General features: G+C 53.2%; 24 protein-coding genes. 15 read left to right on the top strand and 9 right to left on the bottom strand.

The features are described 5' to 3' along the window. The first annotated feature begins 41 nt into the window (after window positions 1-41). From pldA to rhtC, 3 genes are all read left to right on the top strand, one after another. Window positions 42-920 carry a phospholipase A gene (gene pldA / locus GA565_RS00120; RefSeq protein ID WP_152196899.1) on the top strand — a complete coding sequence of 293 codons (879 nt, stop codon included), beginning with the start codon at window positions 42-44 and terminating at the stop codon, window positions 918-920. Between the two features lie 87 nt (window positions 921-1,007). Next, entirely contained in the window at window positions 1,008-2,840 is a 1,833-nt protein-coding gene (gene recQ / locus GA565_RS00115; RefSeq protein WP_152196898.1) for an ATP-dependent DNA helicase RecQ, read from the top strand. Between the two features lie 58 nt (window positions 2,841-2,898). Next, window positions 2,899-3,528, top strand: a complete 630-nt coding sequence (rhtC, locus tag GA565_RS00110; RefSeq protein WP_152196897.1) for a threonine export protein RhtC — start codon at window positions 2,899-2,901, stop codon at window positions 3,526-3,528. Between the two features lie 53 nt (window positions 3,529-3,581). Here the strand turns inward: rhtC and rhtB are convergent, their stop codons facing one another. Next, window positions 3,582-4,202 (bottom strand): homoserine/homoserine lactone efflux protein, encoded by a 621-nt coding sequence (gene rhtB / locus GA565_RS00105; protein WP_152196896.1) that lies wholly within the window; start codon window positions 4,200-4,202, stop codon window positions 3,582-3,584. Between the two features lie 171 nt (window positions 4,203-4,373). Here rhtB and pldB point away from each other — a divergent pair, with 171 nt between their 5' ends. Then, window positions 4,374-5,366 (top strand): lysophospholipase L2, encoded by a 993-nt coding sequence (pldB, locus tag GA565_RS00100; protein ID WP_152196895.1) that lies wholly within the window; start codon window positions 4,374-4,376, stop codon window positions 5,364-5,366. 48 nt (window positions 5,367-5,414) lie between these two features. Next, window positions 5,415-6,224 carry a sugar/pyridoxal phosphate phosphatase YigL gene (gene yigL / locus GA565_RS00095; RefSeq protein WP_152196894.1) on the top strand — a complete coding sequence of 270 codons (810 nt, stop codon included), beginning with the start codon at window positions 5,415-5,417 and terminating at the stop codon, window positions 6,222-6,224. A 75-nt stretch (window positions 6,225-6,299) separates the two neighbouring features. Here the strand turns inward: yigL and glpT are convergent, their stop codons facing one another. From glpT to GA565_RS00080, 3 genes are all read right to left on the bottom strand, one after another. Then, on the bottom strand, window positions 6,300-7,652 hold the full coding sequence (gene glpT, locus GA565_RS00090) for a glycerol-3-phosphate transporter (RefSeq protein WP_152196893.1): 1,353 nt from the start codon (window positions 7,650-7,652) through the stop codon (window positions 6,300-6,302). Window positions 7,653-7,969: 317 nt separating this feature from the next. Continuing rightward, a complete protein-coding gene (locus tag GA565_RS00085) occupies window positions 7,970-8,536 on the bottom strand; it encodes a DcrB family lipoprotein (RefSeq protein WP_152196892.1) in 567 nt (188 codons plus the stop codon). A gap of 107 nt (window positions 8,537-8,643) precedes the next feature. Continuing rightward, complete coding sequence (locus GA565_RS00080) at window positions 8,644-9,333, bottom strand: 7-cyano-7-deazaguanine/7-aminomethyl-7-deazaguanine transporter (protein WP_152196891.1); 690 nt, start codon at window positions 9,331-9,333, stop codon at window positions 8,644-8,646. 243 nt (window positions 9,334-9,576) lie between these two features. Here GA565_RS00080 and tusA point away from each other — a divergent pair, with 243 nt between their 5' ends. Beyond that, window positions 9,577-9,828: a sulfurtransferase TusA gene (gene tusA / locus GA565_RS00075; RefSeq protein ID WP_152201257.1), complete on the top strand. Its 252-nt coding sequence runs from the start codon at window positions 9,577-9,579 to the stop codon at window positions 9,826-9,828. A gap of 62 nt (window positions 9,829-9,890) precedes the next feature. On the opposite strand, the gene GA565_RS00070 is transcribed toward tusA, so the two are convergent. The 4 genes from GA565_RS00070 to rsmD all read right to left on the bottom strand — a co-directional run bounded on the left by GA565_RS00070 (window position 9,891) and on the right by rsmD (window position 14,071). Beyond that, window positions 9,891-12,239: a zinc/cadmium/mercury/lead-transporting ATPase gene (locus tag GA565_RS00070; RefSeq protein WP_152196890.1), complete on the bottom strand. Its 2,349-nt coding sequence runs from the start codon at window positions 12,237-12,239 to the stop codon at window positions 9,891-9,893. Window positions 12,240-12,324: 85 nt separating this feature from the next. After that, the gene (locus GA565_RS00065) at window positions 12,325-12,951 is read right to left on the bottom strand and encodes a lysoplasmalogenase (protein ID WP_152196889.1); all 627 of its coding nucleotides are present in this window, start codon (window positions 12,949-12,951) and stop codon (window positions 12,325-12,327) included. Window positions 12,952-13,182: 231 nt separating this feature from the next. Continuing rightward, window positions 13,183-13,458, bottom strand: a complete 276-nt coding sequence (locus tag GA565_RS00060) for a DUF1145 family protein (RefSeq protein ID WP_152196888.1) — start codon at window positions 13,456-13,458, stop codon at window positions 13,183-13,185. Further along, a complete protein-coding gene (gene rsmD, locus GA565_RS00055; protein ID WP_152196887.1) occupies window positions 13,448-14,071 on the bottom strand; it encodes a 16S rRNA (guanine(966)-N(2))-methyltransferase in 624 nt (207 codons plus the stop codon). The genes GA565_RS00060 and rsmD overlap by 11 nt, the downstream gene beginning before the upstream one ends. A 260-nt stretch (window positions 14,072-14,331) precedes the next feature. Here rsmD and ftsY point away from each other — a divergent pair, with 260 nt between their 5' ends. The 4 genes from ftsY to rpoH all read left to right on the top strand — a co-directional run bounded on the left by ftsY (window position 14,332) and on the right by rpoH (window position 18,625). Continuing rightward, on the top strand, window positions 14,332-15,792 hold the full coding sequence (gene ftsY / locus GA565_RS00050; RefSeq protein ID WP_152196886.1) for a signal recognition particle-docking protein FtsY: 1,461 nt from the start codon (window positions 14,332-14,334) through the stop codon (window positions 15,790-15,792). 5 nt (window positions 15,793-15,797) lie between these two features. Beyond that, complete coding sequence (ftsE, locus tag GA565_RS00045; RefSeq protein WP_055773300.1) at window positions 15,798-16,469, top strand: cell division ATP-binding protein FtsE; 672 nt, start codon at window positions 15,798-15,800, stop codon at window positions 16,467-16,469. Then, a complete protein-coding gene (gene ftsX / locus GA565_RS00040; RefSeq protein WP_152196885.1) occupies window positions 16,459-17,439 on the top strand; it encodes a permease-like cell division protein FtsX in 981 nt (326 codons plus the stop codon). Before ftsE ends, ftsX begins: the two co-directional genes overlap by 11 nt. Before the next feature lie 328 nt (window positions 17,440-17,767). After that, window positions 17,768-18,625: an RNA polymerase sigma factor RpoH gene (gene rpoH / locus GA565_RS00035; protein ID WP_152196884.1), complete on the top strand. Its 858-nt coding sequence runs from the start codon at window positions 17,768-17,770 to the stop codon at window positions 18,623-18,625. Window positions 18,626-18,723: 98 nt separating this feature from the next. On the opposite strand, the gene panM is transcribed toward rpoH, so the two are convergent. After that, the gene (gene panM, locus GA565_RS00030; protein ID WP_152196883.1) at window positions 18,724-19,131 is read right to left on the bottom strand and encodes an aspartate 1-decarboxylase autocleavage activator PanM; all 408 of its coding nucleotides are present in this window, start codon (window positions 19,129-19,131) and stop codon (window positions 18,724-18,726) included. Window positions 19,132-19,543: 412 nt separating this feature from the next. Between panM and GA565_RS00025 the strand changes: the two genes are divergently transcribed. The 5 genes from GA565_RS00025 (at window position 19,544) to livF (ending at window position 24,432) form a co-directional block, all read left to right on the top strand. Then, on the top strand, window positions 19,544-20,656 hold the full coding sequence (locus GA565_RS00025) for a branched-chain amino acid ABC transporter substrate-binding protein (protein WP_152196882.1): 1,113 nt from the start codon (window positions 19,544-19,546) through the stop codon (window positions 20,654-20,656). Window positions 20,657-20,747: 91 nt separating this feature from the next. After that, window positions 20,748-21,674 (top strand): high-affinity branched-chain amino acid ABC transporter permease LivH, encoded by a 927-nt coding sequence (livH, locus tag GA565_RS00020; protein WP_055773290.1) that lies wholly within the window; start codon window positions 20,748-20,750, stop codon window positions 21,672-21,674. After that, on the top strand, window positions 21,671-22,960 hold the full coding sequence (locus GA565_RS00015; protein ID WP_152196881.1) for a high-affinity branched-chain amino acid ABC transporter permease LivM: 1,290 nt from the start codon (window positions 21,671-21,673) through the stop codon (window positions 22,958-22,960). Before livH ends, GA565_RS00015 begins: the two co-directional genes overlap by 4 nt. Then, window positions 22,957-23,727, top strand: coding sequence for a high-affinity branched-chain amino acid ABC transporter ATP-binding protein LivG (gene livG / locus GA565_RS00010; RefSeq protein WP_152196880.1), 771 nt, complete (start codon window positions 22,957-22,959; stop codon window positions 23,725-23,727). The genes GA565_RS00015 and livG overlap by 4 nt, the downstream gene beginning before the upstream one ends. 3 nt (window positions 23,728-23,730) lie before the next feature. After that, complete coding sequence (gene livF / locus GA565_RS00005) at window positions 23,731-24,432, top strand: high-affinity branched-chain amino acid ABC transporter ATP-binding protein LivF (protein ID WP_152196879.1); 702 nt, start codon at window positions 23,731-23,733, stop codon at window positions 24,430-24,432. The last annotated feature ends 171 nt before the right edge of the window (window positions 24,433-24,603 follow it).

Genomic DNA, 24,603 nt, shown 5'->3' with positions numbered 1-24,603 from the left:
TTATGCCGACTGTCGGCAGAACACTTTGGGGTGGAGGAAGAATGCGTAATGCTTGGGCCGTTGGTGCTGCCATGTTGGCTGTGCCGTTACTCAGTTATGCTGATGAAGCTAAGATTCAGGACGTACATGATACGCCGAGCGTGCGTGGCAGCATTATTGCCAATATGCTTCAGCAACACGATAACCCGTTTACGCTTTATCCTTATGAATCAAACTACATACTTTATACCTACACCAACCACATCAATAAAGAAGCCATTCAGTCTTACAACTGGGCCGATAACGCAAAAAATGACGAAGTTGAGTTTCAGCTAAGTCTGGCGTTTCCTCTCTGGCGCGGTATTGTGGGTGACAACTCGGTGCTGGGCGCATCCTATACCCAAAAGTCGTTCTGGCAGCTGTCTAACAGCGCCGAGTCTTCGCCATTTCGTGAGACCAACTACGAGCCACAGCTGTTCCTCGCCTGGGCGACGGACTATGAGTTTATGGGGTGGACGCTGCGTGAAGCCGAATACGGCCTCAACCACCAGTCCAACGGCCGCGCTGACCCCACGTCGCGCAGCTGGAACCGTGTCTACGCCCGTTATATGGCGCAAAACGGAAACTGGCAAGTTGACCTTAAACCTTGGTACCGTATCCCAGAAAGCGAAAGTAATGATGATAATCCGGACATAACCAAGTATATGGGTTATTACCGGCTTAAAATCGGCTATGCGTTGGGTGAAAGCGTGATTAGCGTGACCAGCCGTTATAACTGGAATACCGGCTACGGCGGTGCCGAGCTGGCATGGAGCTATCCCATTACTCGCCACGTGCGCTTCTACACGCAGCTGTTTAGCGGCTACGGTGAGTCACTGATTGACTACAACTACAAGCAGACTCGCGTCGGTGTTGGTATCATACTCAACGATATGATGTGACCGACCAACCGGCACCAGCATAACTCGGCGCTATGTTCCTGTTACTTAAGAAAAAGCGCTTGAGTGTCATAAAATTTGGGGAAAAGAGTGTCAACGGCGGCAGTGATAAATAAGGAATTACTGGCAGAGCAGGTGTTACGCGACACCTTCGGCTACCAGCAATTTCGACCGGGTCAGCAAACTATCATAAACGCAGCCATCTCTGGGCAAGATTGCCTGGTGGTGATGCCAACCGGCGGCGGTAAGTCGTTGTGTTATCAGATTCCTGCCCTGGTGATGGATGGCCTGACGCTGGTGGTGTCTCCGCTTATCTCCCTGATGAAAGACCAGGTCGATCAGCTCATGGCCGCCGGCGTTGAAGCCGGTTGCCTGAACTCCACCCAGACCCGCGAGCAGCAGCTCGACGTGATGGCCGGGTGTCGAAGCGGTCGCATTAAAATGCTCTATATCGCCCCTGAGCGTTTGACCATGGGTGATTTTCTTGAGCAGCTGCAACAGTGGAATCCGGCGATGCTTGCCGTCGATGAAGCGCACTGTATCTCGCAGTGGGGGCACGATTTTCGCCCTGAATACCGTGCGTTAGGGCAGCTAAAATTACGTTATCCGCAGTTGCCGGTGATTGCCCTGACGGCAACCGCCGATGACGCCACGCGTAACGACATCGTTCGCCTGCTTGAGCTTAATGACCCGCTCGTGCAGGTCAGCAGCTTTGACCGTCCCAATATTCGCTACACGTTGGTTGAGAAGTTTAAACCTCTCGACCAGCTGCTGCGCTTTGTGCAGGACCAGCGTGGTAAAAGCGGCATTATTTACTGCGGCAGCCGCGCGAAGGTAGAAGACACCGCCGCCCGATTGCAAAGCCGTGGCATCAGCGTGGGCGCTTATCACGCTGGGCTTGAAAACGAACGGCGCTCGCAGGTGCAAGAGGCCTTCCAACGCGACGACGTGCAAATTGTGGTCGCCACCGTGGCATTCGGCATGGGCATCAACAAGCCCAATGTGCGTTTCGTGGTGCACTTTGATATTCCCCGCAATATCGAATCTTATTACCAGGAAACCGGGCGCGCCGGACGTGACGGCCTGCCCGCAGAAGCCCTGCTGCTTTATGACCCGGCAGATATGGCCTGGCTGCGCCGCTGTCTTGATGAAAAACCAGCGGGTCCGCAGCAGGATGTTGAACGCCACAAGCTCAATGCGATGGGGGCTTTTGCCGAAGCGCAAACCTGTCGCCGTTTGGTGCTGCTTAACTATTTTGGTGAAGGCAAGCAGGAAGCCTGCGGCAACTGCGATATCTGCCTTGATCCGCCTAAACGCTACGACGGGCTGATGGACGCGCAAAAGGCGCTGTCCTGCGTTTATCGCGTCGGCCAGCGCTTTGGTTTGGGATACATCGTTGAAGTCCTGCGCGGTGCCAACAATCAGCGTATTCGCGAGTATGGTCACGACAAACTGCCAATTTATGGCATGGGTCGCGAGCAAAGTAATGAGCATTGGATAAGCGTGGTGCGCCAGCTCATCCATCTGGGGCTCATTACTCAGAATATCGCTATGCACTCTGCGCTGCAGCTCACCGAAGCGGCGAGGCCGGTACTGCGCGGTGAAATGGCGATGCAGCTGGCGGTGCCGAGACTGCAAACGCTGAAAATCCGTGGCAGTAACACGCAGAAAACCTACGGCGGTAACTATGATCGCAAGCTGTTTGCAAAATTGCGCAAGCTGCGTAAGTCATTGGCGGATGAGGGAAACGTTCCTCCTTACGTCGTATTTAACGACACCACGCTGCTTGAGATGGCAGAACAGCTGCCGGTTAGTCCTGGAGAGCTTCTGGGTATCACCGGTGTTGGTCAGCGGAAACTCGAAAAATTTGGTCGTCCATTTATGGCATTGATCCGCGATCACATTGATAACGGCGATGAGTGAGTAAACTGACGGCAGTAAAGCATTTTTTAAACAGGCGTAAATAGGGGAGCAGTAAGCAATGTTAATTCTGTTTTTAACCGTCGCAGCCGTACATCTGGTGGCGCTAATGTCACCGGGACCCGACTTCTTTTTCGTTTCGCAAACGGCCATGAGCCGATCGCGCAAAGAGGCGATGATGGGCGTGCTCGGTATTACCCTTGGGGTATTGGTGTGGGCTGCGGTAGCGCTAATGGGCCTGCATCTTCTGCTGCAAAAAATGGCGTGGTTACATCAGATTATCACCGTTGGCGGCGGCCTTTATCTGTGCTGGATGGGCTGGCAACTGCTGAAGTCAGCGCGTGCCAAAAAAGCGGCGGATGGCACGGGCGCAGACGCACCGGCTATTGTTCTGCCTGCGCGCGGTAAAACCTTTATGCGTGGCCTGCTGACTAACCTGTCTAACCCAAAGGCGGTTATCTACTTCGGCAGTATCTTCTCGCTATTTGTCGGCGACAGCGTCGGCAGCGGTGAACGTTGGGGCCTTTTTGCTCTGATAAGCCTGGAAACGTTGGCATGGTTCTCCGTGGTCGCCGTGGTGTTTGCGCTGCCGGTCATGCGCCGTGGCTATCAACGTTTGGCCAAGTGGATTGACGGCGTGGCGGGCGTGCTGTTTGCCGGTATCGGCATCCACCTGATCATTTCGCGCTAAGTCTTAATCTTTTGAATTAAAGGGGCATGCTTAAGCAAGCCCCTTTTTTTGTTTTAAATCTTGCGCGCAGTGGCCAACAACAGGCCTACCATCATAAACAGTGAACCAAAAATACGGTTGAGCAGGGTCATTTGCTTCGGCGCTTTAATCCAGCCCGAAATACGTTTTGCCAGCGTGGCATAACCTATCATCACAATAATATCGACCACCACCGTGGTAACACCCAATACCAGATACTGCGCAACCTGTGGCTGGTGTGGGATAATAAACTGCGGGAAAAGCGCGGCGAGAAACACGATGCTCTTCGGATTGGTCAGATTGACCAATACTGCGCGTTTAAACAGCCTGCGACGCGGCATGCTGCTGGCCAGCGCGTTCATATCAATGGCACCCGCTGCACGCCATTGGCAAATGCCCAGCCAGATGAGATAGGCGGCGCCGCACCATTTCAGAATTTCGAAGGCCAGCAAAGACTGCGACACCAGCGCACCGAGGCCAATTCCTACCAGCACGATATGAATCGAGAGCCCGAGCTGCAGTCCGGCAATAGACGCCACTGAACCGCGATAGCCGTGGCTAATGCCGGTGCTCATGGTGTTGATTGCGCCAGAACCTGGCGACAGACTCAAAATTGAGGTCGTTAACAAATAGGTTAGCCACCAGTCCAATGTCATTATTGCTTATCCCTGAGTGAGTTTTGGAATCCGAGTCCCGAATAAATAATCGGGTTCGCGAAATCTATTGAGATGCCTCTTTTTGTGGCACAATACGCTATTGTTAAAATTTGCGCTACGGCCTGAAAACAACTTATTTCTCCACGCGGCACTTTAGTTCTGGGACAGCCAATGTCAGCAAATTACGAGCGGTGGTTAACGCGAGAATACGGCTTTTCTGCTTTTGCCAACGGGCCGCTGCTGGACTTCTGGCGCAGCCGTGAAGAAGGCGAATTTACAGGGGTTGATGACGTCCCAATCCGCTACGTGCGCTTCTGTTCGCCCAGTCACAATAAAGTCATTCTGGTGTCAACCGGGCGTATTGAAAGTTATGTAAAGTACCCAGAGCTGGCGTTCGACCTTTTCCACTGTGGTTACGACGTCATGATCGTTGACCACCGTGGGCAGGGACGATCCGGTCGTTTGCTCGAAGACCCACATCGTGGACACGTCCAGAATTTTGACGACTACGTTACCGACCTGTCTACTTTTTATCAGCTTGAAATTGCGCCACGTAGATACGCTAAAAAATTTGCGCTGGCCCACTCGATGGGCGGGGCAATATTGGCTTTATTGCTAGCGCGAGAGCCCAATAATTTTGACGCTGCGGTGCTTTCTGCCCCCATGACCGGCATTTATTTACGGATGCCAAACTGGTTGACCCGCAAAATTTTAAACTGGGCCGAGCGCCGCCCCGTTTATCGCGACGGCTTCGCGCTGGGCACTGGCAGTTGGCGGCCTCTGCCGTTTGTGGTCAACCGCTTGACGCACAGCCGCGAGCGCTATCGACGCAATCAGCGCTTCTATTCCGACTACCCTGAGCTACGCGTCGGCGGCCCAACTTATCACTGGGTGCGGGAAAGCATTCAGGCGGGTATGCAGATACTCGAAGAAGCCAAAAATATTACGACACCGCTGCTCTTGTTACAGGCGAGTGAAGACCATGTCGTCGATAACCGGTCACACACCGCTTTTTGTCAGGCCATGGCCATCGCCGGGCACCCCTGTGAAGGGGAGAAACCACTGGTCATTGAAGGCGCACGCCATGAGATCCTGTTCGAGCGGGACGCTATGCGGGCACAGGCGCTAGACGCCATCATGCGCTTCTTTGCGCAACAAAATTAACCCGCGGTTTTCCGCGCACAACTCCATCAGAGGTTAGAACCTAACGTTATGTATCATGTTGTTGCTTCCGATTTAGACGGCACGCTGCTGTCACCCGATCATACCCTGAGCCCTTTTGCCAAAGAGACCCTGCAGCAGTTGACTCAGCGGGATATTCACTTTGTGTTCGCCACCGGCCGTCACCACATTGACGTTGGGCAAATTCGCGACAATCTGGGCATCAGCGCCTATATGATTACCTCGAACGGTGCGCGCGTGCACAACACCGACGGCGAGCTTATCTTCAGCCATAACCTTGCCCCGGATATCGCCGAAGAATTGTTTGGCATCGTGCACGGCGATCCTGATATTTTGACCAACGTTTACCGCGACGATGACTGGTATATGAACCGCGATCGTCGCGATCAGGATGACTTTTTTAAAGAGTCTATCTTCAAATACAAACTTTATGAGCCGGGCCTGCTGGAAACCGACGGCATCGCCAAGGTGTATTTCACCTGCGAAGATCATGAAAAACTTATCCCGCTCGAACAGGCGATCAACGCGCGCTGGGGCGATCGCGTAAATGTCAGTTTCTCTCTGCCGGTCTGTCTGGAAGTCATGGCCGGTGGCGTGTCAAAAGGTCACGCGCTGGAAGAAGTGTCCAAGCTGATGGGCTATACGCTGAAAGACTGCATCGCGTTCGGTGATGGCATGAACGACCTCGAAATGCTCAATATGTCGGGTAAGGGCTGTCTGATGAGCGGTTCACTGCCGCGTCTCAAGGCCGCGATGCCGGATGCCGAAATCATTGGTTCCAATGCCGATGACGCCGTGCCTCACTATCTGCGGAAAATGTATTTGAACAACGACCGCTAATCCGTTGTTAAATAAAAAATGCCCGCCAGTTCTGCAATTGGCGGGCATTTGTCGATTTTTCTACTGCCTAAATTCTTAGCCGCGTTTTGCTAACGCCGCCTTGTGCTTGTTTTCGCTGAACATGGTCATCAGCAGCAGGATCACCGCCAGCACGCAGCCGCCAATCATCAGCATAAAGCCGCCGTTCCAACCATAGCTGTCCACCGTATACCCCACGATGGCACTTGCCGCGACCGATCCGCCCAAATACCCAAACAGACCGGTAAAGCCTGCCGCCGTGCCCGCCGCCTTCTTCGGTGCCAGCTCAAGCGCGTGCAGACCAATCAGCATGACCGGCCCATAAATCAGGAAACCAATGGTTATCATGCAGGCCATATCAACGCCAGGGTTTCCTACCGGATTGAGCCAGTAGACCACGGTGGCGATAGTCACCAGCGTCATGAAGAACACACCGGTCGCCCCGCGATTGCCCTTGAACACTTTGTCCGACATCCAGCCGCAAAGCAGTGTCCCCGGAATTCCAGCATATTCATAGAGGAAATAGGTCCACGAAGACTTGTCTAGCGCGAAGTGTTTTACCTCTTTCAGATAGGTCGGCGACCAGTCCAGAATGCCATAGCGCAGCAGGTAGACGAACACGTTAGCCAGCGCGATGTACCACAGCAGCTTGTTAGGCAAAACGTACTGCATGAAAATTTGTTTCGCGGTTAACTCTTTTTCTGCCGAGTCCTTGTCGTAGTCCGGCGGATAGTCATTTTTGTACTCTTCGATCGGCGGCAGGCCGCAGGACTGTGGGGTGTCACGCATCATCACGAAGGCGAATACTGCCAGCGCAATGGCGGCAAAGGCTGGCATATAGAGCGCTGCGCGCCAGTCGTTAAACCACGCCATACCCAGCAGGAACAACAGCGGAGGAATGCCGCCGCCCACATTGTGCGCGCAGTTCCAAACGGAAACGATGCCGCCGCGCTCTTTCTGCGACCACCAGTGCACCATGGTTCTGCCGCACGGTGGCCAACCCATGCCCTGGAACCATCCACAAAGGAACAACAGGACGAACATGATGGCAATGCTTGAGGTTGCCCAAGGCACAAAGCCCATAAACAACATGACAGCGCCTGATAAAATCAGACCGGCGGGCAAGAAGATGCGCGGGTTTGAACGGTCGGAAACCGCCCCCATGATAAATTTCGAAAAGCCGTAGGCGATGGAAATCCCCGACAGCGCCAGACCGAGGTCGCCGCGCGAGAAGCCTTGCTCAACCAAATATGGCATTGCCAACGCAAAGTTCTTGCGCACCAGGTAGTAGGCGGCGTAGCCGAAGAAGATGCCGATAAATATTTGCCAGCGCAGGCGGCGATAGAGTGGATCGATATGAGTGTCGTCAACCGGCGCAATGTGGGCTGCAGGTTTGAAAATACTTAGCATGGATGCCTCCGAGGCATATTCCCTGGGTATTGAAATGTTCCATAACGAGCGTCATTAGAGTCCGAGGCGCGAAGATGGATTGGATTTATGACATTAATGTTACAGATTTATGAATCAAGAGCAGATTCTGCCGGATTTATTAACAATTTGAAATATTGATGCAGGTAAATTGGCGGGGAGAGATCACGTTTTAAGACTTAATCTGGAATTTAATGCGCATTTGTGTTCGTTTTTGAGCGAAATGGCGGGTGAGGCTGAGGGGAAGACACTGCGCGGAGAGAGGCAGTTCCCTCCGCGTTTAATACGTTTTGAATGACTTACTGAACTTTCAAGGTGCTGATAATGGACTCGGCGTCAGTCTGCGCCTGCTGCTGATTATCCGCTGGCAGGGTAATTTGCATCGTCATCAACTGGTTGTCGATTTTAGCCAGTACGATTGATGAGTAGGCTTTCTGACCGGCAGAATTAATCACGCTGTCGTACTGTTGCAGCGTCTGGCCATTAACCTGGATAGATTTGTTAGTCACCACCTGCAGATTGGTGTCACGTTCATGCTGTTGCTGTTCCAGGCGGTTGGCAATGGTTTCCAGTGAGTCAGGCGTTGAGTCGCCCAGAATAACAATCACTGCTTTTTGCCCGGTTTTGTCTGCATAAACGTGCATGTTGTTAGCCTGTGTGCCGAGCTTACCGCTCTGGTCGCTCATGCCTTGGGGCAGTGAAAACGAAACTTTGCCGTCAAGCAGGCTTATTGGCTGCATTGCTGCCGTGGCTGCTGGCGCTGCGCCCTTATCTGCCGATGCGGTTTTATCATCAGTTTTGCCATCGCAGGCGGCCAAACCGGCAACCAGCAGCGTTATTCCCATAAACTTGGCTAATTTGTGCATAGGGCTTCCTTTAAGTTTCACGCACTCTACCCCGTCACTTAGCGCAACGGGTATAGGTAATTGACTTCACGGCCTTTATGGCAACCTATTCAACGCCGAAAAGCAAGTTAGATATTGGCGGTTTTTGTGTCGTCGTTAAAGTGCACAGCATCGGTTTTACCTGATTGAGCAAGGCGCTTAAGTAGGACATTCAACAGCATACCGTACATTGGCAGGAAGAAAATCAGACAAATGAGCAATTTGAAACTGTAGTCGACCAACGCAATTTCAACCCAGTGTTGCGCCATAAATGCGTCGCTGCTTTTATAGAAGGCAATAAAGAAGAACGCCAGCGTATCGCTGATATTGCCCAGGAACATCGCGGCCGTAGGGGCTACCCACCAGCTATTGCGTTGACGCAGACGGTTAAATACCTGTACATCAAGGATTTGCCCGAGCACGTAGGCCATAAAGCTTGCCGTGGCGATGCGTGCGACCATTACGTTCAGACTGCCGAGCGAAGCAAACCCCTGCCAGCTTCCCTGATAGAACAGTGCAGAGATAACGTAGGAGATGGCCAGCGCAGGCAGCATCACTGACAAAATGATGCGGCGAGCCAGCGGAGCACCAAAAATACGTACCGTCAGGTCAGTGGCCAGGAAAATAAATGGGAACGTAAATGCGCCCCAGGTGGTGGTAAACCCAAAGATGGAGACAGGCAGTTGCACCAGATAGTTGCTGGAGGTGATGATGGCGATATGGAATAGCGCAAGCCATATCAACGCGGAAAACCGCTGTTGAGCAGAAAAGGAGTACATAAATTGTGACCTTTTTAGTGGTTGGGGTGAGGGAACCCAATAATGTCTACGGCAAAAACGGCCAGTAGATTAAATTTCGTGCTAAAGACGACGATTTTACCGCCGCGGCGCGCATACTATCCGTTTGCGCAACAAAATACTATCCCCCTTGTTTCACCGTGGGTGCCGCAACGGCGGCTTGCACCGGTGGAAATGCGGGGTAAACTGTCGCGCAATATGTTATCGGTGATGAAGAGAACAGACATGAACGACCCCTTTGACCATGCGGACCAACAGTTAGATGCACAGGGCCTGCGCTGCCCGGAGCCAGTGATGATGGTGCGCAAAGCGGTGCGCAAGATGAACGACGGCGAAACGCTGCTGATTATTGCTGACGATCCTGCGACCACTCGCGACATTCCCGGCTTCTGCCGCTTTATGGAGCATACTTTGCTGGCGTTTGATACCGAACAACTGCCTTACCGCTTTCTGTTGAAAAAAGGCACCGGCGTTTAAACACGCCAGTGCCCTTAGTCAGCGCATTTTACGCGCGGGACCGCACTACAAAACTGATTTTTTTATGATTTTTTCCTGAGTAGGCGCAGCGCATTGGCGGTCACCAGCGCGGTTGCACCCGAATCTGCCAACACGGCCAGCCACAGGCCGGTGAGTCCCATCAGCGTGGTGACCAGGAAAATAGCCTTCAGGCCAAGCGCAATACTAATGTTTTGGCGAATATTGGCGCGCGTTGCCCGTGAAAGGCGGATCATATGCGCCAGTCCGCTTAAGCGATTGTGGGTCAGTGCGGCGTCCGCTGTTTCTAACGCGACGTCAGTGCCGCTGCCCATCGCGATGCCAATACGCGCTGCCTTCATTGCTGGGGCATCGTTAATGCCGTCACCAACCATTGCAGTCACGCGGTGCTGACCTAATTCGGCCACTGCCTGTACTTTGTCCGCGGGCAGTAACCCCGCCTTGAAATCAATGCCTAGCCTTGCAGCAATACTGCGCGCGGCCAGTGGGTTATCACCGGTCAGCATCACCGTCTCAATCCCCAGGCTTTTCAACTCTGCCAGTGCGCTAACGGCATCTTCACGCAGTTTGTCCTGCATTGCCAGCAGGCCAAGAACGCGCTGTTCTACAAGCACCACGACAACCGTTTTGCCGTCTGATTCCAACGCAGTAATTTGCGCAATCGCGACAGGCGTTAACGTGTTCTGAGGCAGATGTTTAGGTGCCGCGACCAGCACGTGCTTATCATTCACCCAGCCCTCAACCCCAACGCCGGCCAGTGCTTTGCGTCGATCGGCAGTCAGTGGCGGATGAGCTGCAGCGGCGGCAATAATGGCTTTTGCCAGCGGATGATGCGAGCCAGCTTCCACCGCCGCCGCCATCGCCAGCACCTGCTCTACCGGCACATCGGCCAGCAAAACAGTGTCGGTGACTTCCGGTTTGCCCTCAGTCAAAGTACCGGTTTTATCTAGCGCAATTGTGTCTACCAGTGCCAGCTGTTCTAGCGCAGCGCCGCCTTTAATTAGCGCACCCTGACGCGTTGCGGCAGCCAGACCTGAGGTAATGGCGGCAGGCGTTGAGATAACCAGCGCGCAGGGACAGCCAATCAGCAACAGCGTCAGACCGCGATAAATCCAGGTATCCCAAGGCAGGCCCATAGCCAGCGGCGGGATAATAATGACCAGCAGCGCCATTAGCATAATGACCGGCGTGTAGTAACGACTGAAGGTGTCGAGGAAGCGCTCGATAGGCGCGCGACGCTCTTCGGCTTCTTCAATCAACTGCAGGATTCGGTCAATGGCGCTTTGCCCTGGGGCCGAGGCGACCTGCAGTTGCGCAACGCTGTCGATACACAGGCTGCCTGCTGGAACTTTCTCGCCCGGCTGGCGCTCGACAGGCACGGACTCGCCGGTCAATGCACTTTCGTCAAAGCTTGCGGCGGCCTGCACTAGCACAGCATCCACCGGCAGACGCCCACCGGCGGCGACTTCAATGATGTCGTTTTGCTGCAGGCTGGCGACCGGCACGGTTTGCAGTTTACCGGCTACTTTTTTCTGCGCACTTTCAGGAATCAAGGCCATCAGGGCTTTTATGCCACTGCGGGCGCGGCTGGCGGCAAAGGCCTCAAGCTTTTCACCGACCATAAACAGCAGCAGCACCATAGCGGCCTCGGCGGTCGCGCCGATAAACAGCGCGCCGATGGCGGCAATGCTCATCAAGGTTTCGATGGCAAACGGCGTACCGCTGCGCGTTTGTTTGATTGCCTGAACCAATACCGGCCAAAGCCCCACCAGCGTAGTAACGATAAAGGCGATGTTGCCCCAAGGATGAGTAAACTGTGCCAGCGCGGTGCTGAGCAGCATCATGATTATCAGGCCGATAAGCGGGGCATTTTCTTTCAGGCGAGAGGGCGCAACCTGAGGAAGATCTGATTTTTTTAGCGTAAAGCCGGCGGCGGTGACGGCGTTTATTACCTGTGAAGAAATATCCTCATTGGCATCGACAACCAGTTTTTCGGTAGCAAACAGTACTTTCGCATTGTTGACATGAGGCAGGCCGCTGACCGCATTTTCAATCTTGCGCGCACAGCTGGGGCAGTCCATACCGGAGACCAGCCAACTGTAGCGCTGGCTATCAGGGGCTGCTGCGCCTATATCGCTGGGGCTTTCCTCATCACCACCTCCGCCGTCACTGCCATCACTACAGCAGCTCTCTTGAGTGGGTGAGTGCTCACTGGGTGGCGTTACGTTACAACACGACGTGGTGGTTACTGGGCCTGATTCGCTGCAGCAACTCGCCGGATGTGGGCCCGCTGGCTTGATGGGGGTGATTTTCTTAAATGCCATTGCGCGAGGCGCGGAGGACGCGCAGCTTGTGCCACAGCGTTTGGAATGATGATGCTGTTGTGTTGACATAGAATCTCCTGATGCGCGTTGTTGAGCGCTGATTTCAGGAGTCTACACCCTGGAGTAAACTCCAGGGTCAAGTCGAAAACGTCGATTAAAGATAAAGCGAGCGTACGATCAGGAAGTGTCCGGCAAAATAGCAGGCGGCAACAATCGCATCGGCGGCGCGGAACTTGAAGCGGTAGTGACTGATAGTCCACACAATATTGGCCAGCAGCAGCAAAATTGAGCCACACAATACCGAAAAAGCCAAGTCGGTGCTGCGGTAAAAGTATTGTTCACCGGCAACCCACACCATTAACAGCGTCATGACGATAAAGGTCATCACCGCCCAGCGCATTTCCTCGAGCCTGCTCCAGATAATCGCCAGTAATATCACGCCGACGACCGCCAGTATTGCCGGCAGTGGCCAGAAAAAGGTAAAGCTCATCTGGCTGGCAAAACTCAGGGTATAGAGAAGATGCGACAGGAAAAAAGCCCCGATGGCATACAGATAACGCTCGCGGGGCAGCAGCAGCAGCGCATCGGCAATCAGCGTGGCCATCAGGCCCAGCACAATCAGATAACCGTTGGTGCCCATTACCGGTGCCTGCCAGGCGAGCAGCATCAGCAGCAGCAGGGTGACAGGTTTGAACACCCATCCCTGCCAGCGAGGCCCACGATAGCGCGCGTCGACATACAGCCAACCCGAAAGAAATACAGCAATAAACGGCCAACTCATTGTTTATCCTTATCTATGAAAAGTAAGCAAAGAACTGCCAAAAACGGCAGAGCGATACCCGCTCCACCTCATGCTTTCAGTGTAGGAGAGGCACGGGGTGGCCGACAATCTTAAAAGATACTTAAAATTTAGCGCGAAGAGGTAAAGCGGGATTTCAGAGAGTTTGGTTTAGCTTTGGTATAGCTTTAAGACACCGCGCAGTGAACGTGCGCAGTGCTTATCAGCGTAGGATTACTTCTTCGGCATCGGCGGCTGTTTCTTCTGCCAGGCCATTAATTCAAATACGCCAAACAGGAAAATACGCAGTTGCAGCCAAGCGCCAATAGGAGCCTGATCTTTACCCTGAGTGGCTTTGAGCAGCATCACCTGCAAACCGTGCATGAAAAACATAAACACCATCGCTACATCGAGGAAATATTTCATCGGTTTAGGGAAGGGGTGAATGATGTTAGACAGCAAAAAAATCCAGATGCAAAGCATCAATAAACGACCAATATTAATTAACATCTGACTGCTCCTGTGGCGAGGCGTCAGCAGCAAGCGTGACCTCGCAGTGATATAAGCGGTAGGCAACTTGCCCGGCAATCTTTTCCCGATGCAGGCGCCAACTGGCGGGCACGGGGATTGCGCCGTGTTCTACTTCTGATTCAATGTATATCCAGGCCTCGTCTGCCAGCCAGCCGTTGGCGTCGAGCAGGCCAATAGTGTCTTGCAGAATGCCTTTGCGAAACGGCGGGTCGAGAAAAACGACGTCATACACCTGACCATTTTTAGACAGCCAGTTCAACGTATTGACGTTAACCACTTGGCCATTTTGCGCGTTAAGCAGTGCCAGATTTTTTTCAAGCTGCTGCGCCACCGGCTTTTCGAATTCCAGTAACGTCGCGCTGCCAGCATAACGAGACAGCGCCTCAATACCGAGCGCACCGCTGCCGGCAAAGCAGTCGAGGCAACGCGCACCCTGAATAACCGGAGCCAGCCAGTTAAATAACGTTTCTCTGACCCTGTCGGTGGTCGGCCGCAGTCCTGGGCTATGCGGCACCGGTAGCTTGCGTCCACGCCATTGCCCGCCAATCAGGCGAATTTGGCCAGCAGCCGGAGTTTGCGGTTTTTTTGCCATAATTTTGCTTGTAGATTCTGGTTGTATAAAAGTCTTCGGGTGTCAGGAACACGGTTTGAGCGGCTATTCTACCGGTGTGATGCTCTGGAGGCTACCGCGACGTCACTGCTGTTTCGCATTGTTACCACGTAGTTGATTGTATGAGCAGCGAATTCATCACTCAGGCGTGTTGCGTTTAAGGGAAAGTGATAGACTGCTAGGTTATTACCCTATTAATAATCCGTTCGTCGGGAATTAACGGCGTGGAGTGAAGTTGTAAAATGGCAAAAGAGAAAAAACGCGGTTTTCTTTCCTGGTTTGGACGGGGTCGCAAGGAAGAAGAACAGCCGCAAGAGACAACGCCGGTTGAACAGCCCGTTGAGACGGTAGAGCAGGCCAAGCGCCTGTCAGAGCCCGCTCACGCTGAGGCCGATATTGCTGAAATTGCACCTGAGGCCGTTGAAGCGCCAGAGGTTATCGACGCTAAAGTGACTGAAACCCAAGCAGCAGACGCCGAGCCTATTACCGCTGAGGTTGTAGAAGCGGAAGTTGTTGCAGTGGCCGAGCCGGTTGTCAGGCAGAGCGCAGAAGAGCTGGCACAGGAAATTGTGGCGGTGACCGAAGAGGTTGCTACGCATCAACATCAGGTTGAGATTGTTTCAGAGCCAGAGCCAGAGCCAGAGCCAGAGCCAGAGCCAGAGCCAGAGCCAGAGCCAGAGCCAGAGCCAGAAATTGCGGAAGAAAAAGAGTTACCGGTTGCGCTTGAGCCACTGGTTAGCCTGCCCGCGCTTGCGCAGCAAACCGAGCAGGAGCGCCCAACGAAAGAGGGCTTCTTCGCTCGTTTAAAACGTAGCCTGGTCAAAACGCGTCAGAATCTTGGTTCCGGCTTTGTTGGTCTGTTCCGCGGTAAGAAAATTGATGACGACTTGTTCGAAGAACTCGAAGAACAACTGCTGGTTGCAGACGTTGGCGTTGAAACAACCCGTAAAATTATTACTTCGTTGACTGAACATGCCAGCCGCAAGCAGCTTAAAGATGCGGAAGCACTGTACGGTAAGCTGAAGGAAGAAATGTCCGAAATATTGGCTAAAGTTGATAAGCCGCTAGATGTCACCGGGAAAAGCCCGTATGTCATTCTTATGGTAGGCGTCAACGGCGTCGGTAAAACTACCACCATCGGTAAATTGGCACGCCAGTTCGCTGCCGAAGGCAAATCGGTGATGCTGGCGGCGGGTGATACCTTCCGTGCTGCGGCAGTAGAGCAGCTTCAGGTGTGGGGCCAGCGCAATAATATTCCGGTGATTGCTCAGCACACCGGCGCGGATTCTGCTTCGGTGATTTTCGACGCTATTCAGGCGGCCAAGTCACGAAAAATTGATGTGCTGATTGCCGATACGGCAGGGCGTTTGCAGAATAAATCTCATTTGATGGAAGAGCTTAAGAAGATTGTCCGGGTGATGAAAAAACTGGACGAGGACGCCCCTCATGAGGTTATGCTGACGCTTGATGCCAGTACCGGACAGAACGCCGTGAGTCAGGCAAAACTGTTTAACGAAGCAGTCGGTCTGACAGGTATTACGCTGACCAAACTGGATGGTACTGCCAAAGGCGGCGTGATTTTTGCCATCGCCGACCAGTTTGAGATCCCTATCCGCTACATCGGTGTGGGTGAAGGTATCGAAGATTTAAGGCCATTTAAGGCTGACGATTTTATTGAGGCACTTTTTGCCCGAGAGGATTAATACGGATGATTCGCTTTGAACAGGTCAGTAAAGCTTATCTAGGCGGGCGACAGGCGCTGCAGGGCGTCGATTTCCACATTCAGCAAGGTGAGATGGCGTTTTTGACTGGTCACTCCGGTGCCGGTAAAAGTACCCTGTTGAAATTGATTTGCGGCATTGAACGCCCGAGCGCTGGCCATATTTTGTTTGGTGGTCACGACATTAGCCGCCTGAAGGCGCGCGAAGTGCCGTTTCTGCGACGCCAGATTGGCATGATATTTCAGGATCACCACCTGCTGCTCGACAGAACCGTTTACGACAATGTCGCGATGCCGCTGATCATTGCCGGTGCCAGTGGTGAAGACATTCGACGCCGAGTGTCCGCTGCGCTCGACAAAGTCGGCCTGCTGGACAAGGCGAAGAACTTCCCTATTCAACTTTCCGGCGGTGAACAGCAGCGGGTGGGTATTGCCCGCGCCGTAGTGAACAAACCTGCGGTGCTGCTGGCCGATGAGCCTACGGGTAACCTGGACGAAGTGTTGTCGGAGGGGATTTTGCGGTTGTTTGAAGAGTTTAACCGCGTTGGCGTCACCGTGTTGATGGCAACCCACGACATGGGGCTGATTGCCAGCCGTCGCTATCGTACGCTGACCCTGAGTCAGGGAAGAATAGCCGGAGGCGCCTACCATGGCCAATAGTCCTAAGCCGGCCCGCACGGCCAAGAGCGCACGTGATACGAAAAGCAAAGCGCTACAGGGAGGATTCCGCGAGCAGTGGCGCTATGCGTGGAGCAACACCATCCGCGACATGCTACGCCAGCCGCTGGCAACGCTGTTAACCGTCATGGTCATTGCCATCTCGCTGACCCTGCCTAGCGTCTGCTATCTGGTATGGAAAAACGTGAGTCAGGCTGCGGAGCAGTGGTATCCCACGCCGCAATTAACGGTTTATCTCGATAAATCGCTGGATGATGACGCGGCTATGAATGTGATGAAAGCGCTCAAAGCCGAAGCTGGCGTTGATAAGGTTAACTACCTTTCACGTCAGGAAGCGATGAGCGAGTTCCGCAACTGGTCAGGCTTTGGCGGCGCCATGGATATGCTGGAGCAAAACCCACTGCCTGCGGTGGCGATCATCACGCCGAAAATGAACTTTGAAGATTCCAAGACACTGAGCACCTTGCGTGACCGCGTTGCCGCTGTACAGGGCGTAGATGAAGTGCGCATGGACGACAGTTGGTTTGCACGACTCGCCGCGTTAACCGGGCTGGTGGGGCAAATAGCCGCCATGATTGGCGTCTTGATGATCGTTGCCGTGTTCCTGGTTATTGGTAACAGCGTGCGCCTGAGTATTTTCAGCCGCCGCGATACCATCAACGTAATGAAACTGATCGGCGCCACCGACGGCTTTATCTTGAGGCCATTCCTCAACGGCGGCGCAATGCTCGGGTTTTGCGGTGCTCTGCTGTCGCTTATTCTTTCACAAGCGCTGGTGTTACGACTGGAGGCCGTCGTGACGCAGGTTGCTTCGGTATTCGGTACAACCTTTGATCTTCACGGGCTAGGCTGGGACGAAAGCCTGCTGCTGCTGTTGATCTCGGCGATGATCGGTTGGATCGCGGCCTACCTGGCAACGGTGCAACATTTACGACGATTTACACCACAATAAGATTTTTTTGGTATACTCTTCCCTTGTAGCTGTGGGTTGTGTTGCAAGGGAAGACCCCCATATCAATAGTCCGCGTTAAAGGATCCCTGTTATTTAGGATCTTACGAACTCTCTTCCTCTTGAGCACAATTTCCCAATCATTTTCCCTGCACCTCGCATACAGTCATTGGGCCGAATAAGGCGCTAATGAATGAACTTTGAGCGAGTTTCAGGGTCATATCAGCAGCAATGTGAGTGGTTCTTCGCTGTCGTAATACGGTGATCCGTTGGTATTCATTCCGCGATAACGTTGTGTAAAACCTTCTTACGTCACATTAGAGAGGCTTTAATGACCAAAGAAATGCAAACTTTAGCACTAGTACCCCAAGGTAGCCTGGAAGCCTATGTCAGGGCCGCCAATGCCTATCCTATGCTCACCGCAGAGGAAGAACGGGCACTGGCTGAACGGCTGCATTACGAGGGCGATCTGGAAGCAGCTAAACAGCTAATCCTGTCTCACCTGCGCTTTGTCGCTCATATCGCCCGTAATTATTCCGGTTACGGTCTGCCGCAGGCTGACCTTATTCAGGAAGGCAACATTGGCCTGATGAAAGCGGTTCGCCGTTTTAATCCCGAGGTCGGTGTACGTCTGGTTTCCTTCGCCGTGCACTGGATCAAAGCAGAGATCCACGAGTACGTGCTGCGTAACTGGCGTATCGTGAAAGTGGCAACCACTAAAGCACAACGCAAGTTGTTCTTTAACCTGCGCAAAAACAAGCAGCGTCTGGGTTGGTTTAGTCATGAAGAAGTCGAACACGTTGCCCGCGAGCTTGGCGTAACCAGCAAAGATGTGCTGGAAATGGAATCCCGCATGGCGGCGCAGGACATGACCTTTGACCCAACGCCGGACGAAGAGCCGCGTGATGGTCAGGCAATGGCGCCTATGCTGTATCTGCAGGATAAAAGCTCTGACTTCGCTGAAAGTATCGAAGAAGACAACTGGGAAACGAATGCGGCCGACAAACTGACCTTCGCGATGGAAGGCCTTGACGAGCGTAGTCAGGATATTATCCGTGCCCGCTGGCTTGACGACGATAACAAGTCAACGCTGCAGGAGCTGGCTGACAAATACGGCGTTTCCGCTGAGCGCGTTCGTCAACTCGAAAAAAATGCGATGAAAAAATTGCGACTGGCTATCGAAGCCTGATTTATTGTCTTTGAATAAATTGTCTGTGAACAGCCGGTATCATGCAAAAAAGCGACCCAGTGAGGTCGCTTTTTTTATGGCTAGAGAACAGAACCTGACTAGTGAGTCCGACCTTTCTGCCAGCTATTATCCACCTGCCTGAAACCACACGCCAGCATAAAGGCGTTGAATACCGCACTGTCAGCCTGAGTAATGCCGGACTGTGCCTGCATCGAAAAAGTCTGTATCTCGGGAAGCTGTCGCTGTAAATCCTCGATCAGATAAAAGCCTACGCCGCGTCTGCGCGTAACCTCGCGCACGCACAAATCACCTAATTCAGCCTTGGTACCTGCCACTGACACTTTTACCGCCGCCAAGAGTCTATCGTTAAATCGCGCAGCAAAAATCATCCGTTGCCCAACGATGCCGCTGTGCCAGTCAGCGCACTGCTGCTGCGGCCAAATTTTGGCTAAATCGATTTCATCCTGCGGGGTAAGTTTGTCGAGTTTTACGATGGTTAATTTCATGGTTTAGGCACAGAGAACAAAGAGAAAAGGACGACGAATAGTGTACTGGATAACCCTCACAATGGTGCGTAACTTTTTTTGTACGGTAACAGTTAGAAAATATTTTCCGCATCGATGTATAAAATATAAACGGCGGTCTAATTTTTGATAAGCAGTTTTAACCGCTGATAACCTCGCAATTTGCCGCGTTTAACCCCAAATAAAATTCTGTTTACACCTCATATTTCTGAGTGTGAGATTTGATTTGCAGAAGAAAATTCCTGTTTAATGATGTGATAAATAAGCGTTTTATTAGTGAATAAGACCAAAAAAACCTGCTAACTCATTATTACTTATGGCGAAAGCCTTGTGTGAGCATGTTTTAAGCAGGTGGATATACGACATCACAACATAATCAAACGGGGTAGTCAGGATGAAATTAACAAAGGGTAAAATCTGGTTAGCGGGCTGTGTTGCTTTGGCACTTGGCCACTCAGCCATGGCCAAGGACATTAAAGTTGCCATCGTTGGCGCGATGTCCGGACCGGTTGCCCAATACGGCGATATGGAATTTACCGGTGCAAAACAGGCGATTGCCGATATTAACGCCAAAGGCGGTATTAAGGGCGACAAGCTGGTCGGCGTTGAATATGACGACGCCTGTGACCCTAAACAGGCTGTGGCTGTCGCTAACAAAGTCATCAACGACGGCATTCGCTACGTTATTGGTCACCTGTGCTCTTCTTCTACTCAGCCTGCATCAGATATTTATGAAGACGAAGGCGTGATTATGATTACGCCAGCGGCGACCAATGCCGACCTAACCACCCGTGGTTACAAGATGATTATGCGTACCACCGGCCTGGACTCCGATCAGGGTCCAACCGCGGCTAAATATATCCTCAGTACCATCAAACCTCAGCGCATCGCAGTTATTCACGACAAGCAGCAGTACGGTGAAGGTCTGGCGCGTTCTGTACAGGACAGCCTGAAGAAATCCGGCGGCAACGTGGTGCTGTTTGAAGGTATTACGGCGGGGGATAAAGATTTCTCCACGCTGGTGGCGCGATTGAAAAAAGAGAACGTTGATTTTGTCTATTTCGGCGGCTACTACCCGGAAATGGGCCAGATCCTGCGCCAGTCCAAACAGGCCGGTTTAAACGCCAAGTTTATGGGCCCGGAAGGCGTGGGTAACTCCTCACTGTCCAACATTGCCGGGGCTGCATCCGAAGGCATGCTGGTAACACTGCCAAAACGTTACGACCAGGTCCCTGCCAACCAGCCAATCGTTGATGCGCTGAAGGCTAAAAAACTCGACCCAACCGGTCCGTTCGTCTGGACTACCTATGCAGCACTGCAGGCGTTGACCACCGGTATGACCCGCAGCGGCAGCATGGAACCGGCGGATATCGTCAAAAATCTTAAATCAGCACCGGTCGATACCGTGATGGGCCCGCTAAGCTGGGATGAGAAGGGTGATTTGAAAGGCTTCGAGTTTGGCATCTTCGAATGGCACGCCGACGGCACTTCTACGCCAATTAAGTAATAATTTTAACACTCTCGGCCATCGTCATTAGCGCTGTAGCCCCTGTTGCAGCGCTATGCCCACGAGCTGGAGTGAAATTAAGGTTCAAGGTATGTCAGAGCAGTTTCTCTATTTTATCCAGCAGATGTTTAACGGTGTGACCCTGGGCAGCACCTACGCGCTGATCGCCATCGGCTACACCATGGTTTACGGCATTATCGGCATGATCAACTTCGCCCACGGCGAGGTGTACATGATTGGCAGCTATGTCTCCTTTATCGTGATTGCCGCGCTGATGATGATGGGCATTGACGCAAGCTGGTTGCTAATAGGTGCCGGATTTATCGCAGCTATCGTCATTTCCAGCGCCTATGGCTGGAGCATTGAGCGCGTCGCCTATAAGCCGGTGCGTAATTCCAAAAGACTGATTGCGCTTATTTCCGCCATCGGGATGTCTATTTTCCTGCAAAACTACGTGAGCCTGACCCAGGGCTCGCGTGACTTGGCGTTACCGAGCCTCGTCACCGGCCAGTGGACGCTGGGCGAAACCAACGGTTTTGCCGCCACTATCAGCACCATGCAGCTGATTATCTGGGTGGTGACTTTTATCGCGATGCTGTCATTGACGCTGTTTATTCGCTATTCCCGCATGGGGCGTGCCTGCCGCGCCTGTGCTGAAGACTTGAAAATGGCCAGCCTGCTGGGGATAAGCACCGATCGCGTAATTTCTCTGACCTTTGTTATCGGCGCGCTAATGGCTGCCGTCGCAGGCGTGCTTTTGGGGCAATTTTACGGCGTGATTAACCCGTACATCGGCTTTATGGCCGGCATGAAAGCCTTCACGGCCGCCGTCTTGGGCGGTATCGGCAGTATTCCTGGCGCGATGATAGGCGGCCTGATTTTGGGGGTGGCCGAAGCGTTGACCTCGGCGTATCTCAGCACCGAGTACAAAGACGTTGTCTCCTTTGCGCTGCTGATTGTGGTGTTGCTGGTTCTGCCAACCGGGATCTTGGGTCGTCCGGAGGTTGAGAAAGTATGAAGCATCTTAACCTGCTCAATGCGCTGGTTTCGGCATTGGTTTTACTGGTGTTGGCGTCGTTTATCATGGGGCTGCAGCTCAGTCTCGACGGCACGCGGCTGGTGGTTCACGGTGCAGACGTTGTGCGTTGGTACTGGATTGCGGCCGGCTGCGCGGTGGTCTTTGTGTTTCAGCTGTTTCGGCCGCTGCTGCAAAAAGGGCTGAAAAAAGTCTCTGGCCCAAGCTGGGTTTTGCCGAGCTTTGACGGCTCCACGCCGAAGCAAAAATGGCTGGCGCTGCTGATGATTATTGCCGCCGTTGCCTGGCCGTTTATCGTTTCGCGCGGCACGGTGGATATCGCCACGCTGACGCTCATCTACATCATGCTGGGGCTAGGGCTCAACGTGGTGGTTGGCCTTTCGGGCCTGTTGGTGCTGGGCTATGGCGGCTTCTACGCAATTGGTGCCTACACCTACGCACTGCTCAATCACTATTACGGCATCGGTTTCTGGGAAGCATTACCGCTGGCGGGGCTGGTTTCGGCGGCCTTTGGTTTCCTGTTGGGCTTCCCGGTATTGAGGCTGCGCGGAGACTATCTTGCCATTGTGACGCTGGGCTTCGGCGAAATCGTGCGTATTTTGCTGCTCAACAATACCGAGATAACCGGTGGCCCCAACGGCATCAGCCAGATCCCCAAGCCCACGCTATTTGGACTCGAGTTCAGCCGCTCCGCGCGTGAAGGAGGCTGGGACACGTTCAGCCATTTCTTTGGGCTGAGCTACGACCCGGGCGACAGGATTATTTTCCTGTATCTGGTCGCGCTGCTGCTGGTTATTTTAACTCTGTTTGTGATTAATCGACTGCTGCGCATGCCGCTCGGCCGCGCGTGGGAAGCGCTGCGCGAAGACGAAATCGCCTGCCGTTCGCTTGGCCTCAACCCAACGCGCATCAAGCTGACAGCGTTTACCATCAGTGCTGCCTTTGCCGGCTTTGCCGGTACCCTGTTTGCTGCGCGCCAAGGGTTTGTCAGTCCTGAATCCTTTACCTTCGTCGAGTCGGCCTTCGTGCTGGCGATTGTGGTGCTGGGCGGAATGGGCTCGCAGTTTGCGGTAATTCTGGCAGCAATTCTGCTGGTGGTGTCGCGCGAGCTAATGCGTGACCTCAACGAATACAGCATGTTACTGCTGGGTGCATTGATGGTGCTGATGATGATTTGGCGTCCGCAGGGACTGCTGCCGATGAAACGGCCACATCTTAAATTGAAAGTGGCCGACAAGGTCGCGGCGGTCAAGGAGGAGCAGGTATGAATAGGCAACCTTTACTGACCGTTGAAGGGTTGACGATGCGCTTTGGCGGGCTGCTGGCGGTGAACAACGTCGCACTGCAGCTTAATCAGGGGGAAATTGTTTCCCTGATCGGACCAAACGGAGCCGGTAAGACCACGGTATTTAACTGCCTGACCGGTTTTTATCGCCCAAGCGGCGGCACCATCAAACTGCGCGAACAGCATCTTGAAGGCCTGCCCGGCCAGAAGATTGCGCGTATGGGTGTGGTACGCACTTTTCAGCACGTACGCCTGTTTCGCGAAATGACAGTGATTGAAAATCTGCTGGTTGCCCAGCACCAACACCTTAAAAGTGGCGTGCTCGCCGGTTTGTTCAAAACGCCGGGATTCCGTCGCGCCGAAGCCGATGCGCTTGACCGTGCGGCGCAGTGGCTCGACCGCGTTGGTTTACTCGAACACGCCAATCGTCAAGCGGGCAATCTGGCCTACGGGCAACAGCGACGCCTCGAAATCGTGCGCTGTATGGTGACTCAGCCAGAAATTCTGATGCTCGACGAGCCTGCTGCTGGACTCAACCCGCGTGAAACCCAAGAGTTAAATCAGCTAATCGCCGAATTGCGTAACCAGCACCAGGTTTCCGTGCTGCTGATTGAGCACGACATGAAACTTGTGATGGGCATTTCGGACCGGATTTATGTCGTGAATCAGGGAACGCCACTGGCGCAGGGCACGCCGCATGAAATTCGTAACAATCCAGACGTGATCCGTGCGTATTTGGGCGAGGGGTAAAAGATGTTGTCATTTAATCAGGTATCAGCCCAGTACGGCAAAATTCAGGCACTACACCAAGTGAGCCTGCACATTAACAAAGGTGAAATCGTCACACTGATTGGCGCTAATGGTGCGGGTAAAACCACCCTGCTGGGTTCACTGTGCGGAGAACCGCGTGCCTCGCAGGGGTCGATCGTTTTTGAAGATCAGGACATTACCCAGTGGCCGACGGCGCGGATCATGCGCGGCGACATCGCAATTGTACCCGAGGGGCGTCGGGTATTTTCGCGCATGACCGTTGAAGAGAACCTGGCGATGGGCGGATTTTTTGCCGCGCGTGACCAGTACCAGCAGCGCCTTGAGCGGGTATTTACACTGTTTCCGCGTCTTAAAGAGCGGCGGGCGCAGCGTTCGGGCACGATGTCGGGCGGAGAGCAGCAGATGCTGGCGATTGGCCGCGCACTGATGAGCCAGCCGAGGCTGCTGCTGCTCGACGAACCCTCGCTCGGACTGGCACCCATCATCATCCAGCAGATTTTTGACACTATTCAGCTTCTGCGCGAAGAGGGCATGACGATCTTTTTGGTTGAGCAAAATGCTAATCAGGCGTTGAAGCTGGCCGACAGGGGTTATGTGCTCGAAAACGGCCACGTGGTGCTTGAAGACAGCGGAGAGGCGCTTTTAGCTAACGAAGCGGTGCGCTCTGCCTATCTGGGCGCATAAATTTCGTTAATTAAATAAAAATCTGTGATAAATCTAGTAAACCGCACGGCAAGCGCTTTGCGGTTTTTCTTTTGTCTATAAATTAATATTTCGTACATTCTTATAAATTTTTGCACATCATCAGGAACATGACATGAACACAGAAGGTTTGCTCGCCGCCCGCATGGTCAG

It is taken from the genome of Rouxiella sp. S1S-2, from assembly GCF_009208105.1.
Classification (GTDB): Bacteria; Pseudomonadota; Gammaproteobacteria; order Enterobacterales; family Enterobacteriaceae; genus Rouxiella.
This window is presented reverse-complemented; position numbering and strand designations above follow the sequence as displayed.